This is a genomic window from Mesorhizobium sp. M1A.F.Ca.IN.020.06.1.1 (assembly GCF_004023265.1).
Classification (GTDB): Bacteria; Pseudomonadota; Alphaproteobacteria; order Rhizobiales; family Rhizobiaceae; genus Mesorhizobium.
In genome coordinates this window covers 1-1,317 of the sequence record NZ_RZSR01001280.1, presented here as the reverse complement: position 1 = coordinate 1,317, position 1,317 = coordinate 1, and the positions used below count along the sequence as shown (strand labels likewise).

Genomic DNA, 1,317 nt, shown 5'->3' with positions numbered 1-1,317 from the left:
CCCGCGCCGCCAACCACCCCCGCCACAAGCGCGGCGAGGTTGAGGCGCGGGGCCGGGAAGAACTTATTGCCGTCTGCCATTTTCTTAAAAACTGCTCCGGAGCACGGGTTATAGCGATGAGCGACAAGAAGGCCAGCAACCAGATGTGGGGCGGACGTTTTGCCTCGGGCCCGGCCGCGATCATGGAAGCGATCAACGCATCGATCGCCTTCGACCGCAAACTCTCCGCGCAGGACATCCGCGGCTCGATCGCCCACAGCAAGATGTTGGCTGAAACGGGCATTATTTCGGCCGCCGATCAAGAAAAAATCGCTCACGGCCTGAACACGATCCTGAAAGAGATCGAGGCCGGGAAGTTCGAATTCTCGACCAAGCTCGAAGACATCCACATGAATGTCGAGGCGCGTTTGGCCGATCTGATCGGGTCGGCCGCCGGCCGCCTGCATACCGCCCGCTCGCGCAACGATCAGGTGGCGGTCGATCTGAGACTCTGGGTCAAGGAGGAATGCCAGCGCGTCGCCCAGGCGCTGAAGGACCTCATCGCCGCCTTCCTCGAGCGCGCCGAGGACCACGCCGCGACGGTGATGCCCGGCTTCACCCATATGCAGGCCGCGCAGCCGGTGACCTTCGGCCACCATTGCATGGCCTATGTCGAGATGTTCGGCCGCGATCTCTCGCGTGTCCGCGACGCCATCGAGCGCATGGACGAAAGCCCGCTGGGTGCCGCGGCGCTGGCCGGCACGAGCTTTTCCATCGACCGCCATATGACCGCGAAGGCGCTCGGCTTCCGCGAGCCGATGCGCAATTCGTTGGACAGCGTGTCGGACCGCGACTTCGCGCTCGAATTCCTGTCGATCGCCGCGATCTGCGGCACGCATTTGTCGCGGCTCGCCGAGGAGATCATCATCTGGTCGACGCCGCAATTCGGGTTCATCCGGCTGTCGGATTCCTTCTCCACCGGCTCCTCGATCATGCCACAGAAGAAGAACCCCGACGCCGCGGAGCTGGTACGCGGCAAGACCGGCCGCATCAACGGCCATCTGGTCGGCCTGCTGACGGTCATGAAGGGCATGCCGCTGACCTACGGCAAGGACATGCAGGAGGACAAGGAATCGGTTTTCGACGCAGCCGAGACGCTCGACCTGATGCTGGCGGCGACCACCGGCATGGTGCGCGACATGACCGTGAACACGGCCGCCATGAAGAAGGCCGCCGGCGCCGGTCACGCCACCGCCACCGACCTCGCCGACTGGCTGGTGCGCAATCTCGGCCTGCCCTTCCGCGAGGCCCATCACGTCACCGGCCGCGCCGTGGCCC

The 1,317-nt window shown here is 64.8% G+C and carries 1 protein-coding gene and 1 pseudogene; one reads left to right on the top strand and one right to left on the bottom strand.

Annotation, left to right across the window (positions count from 1 at the left end):
• A pseudogene (locus tag EOA60_RS39960) lies at positions 1-80 on the bottom strand (TlpA family protein disulfide reductase); the annotation flags it as partial.
• Between the two features lie 36 nt (positions 81-116).
• Here EOA60_RS39960 and argH point away from each other — a divergent pair.
• On the top strand, positions 117-1,317 hold a 1,201-nt coding region (gene argH / locus EOA60_RS33260; RefSeq protein ID WP_128312634.1), incomplete at its 3' end, for an argininosuccinate lyase.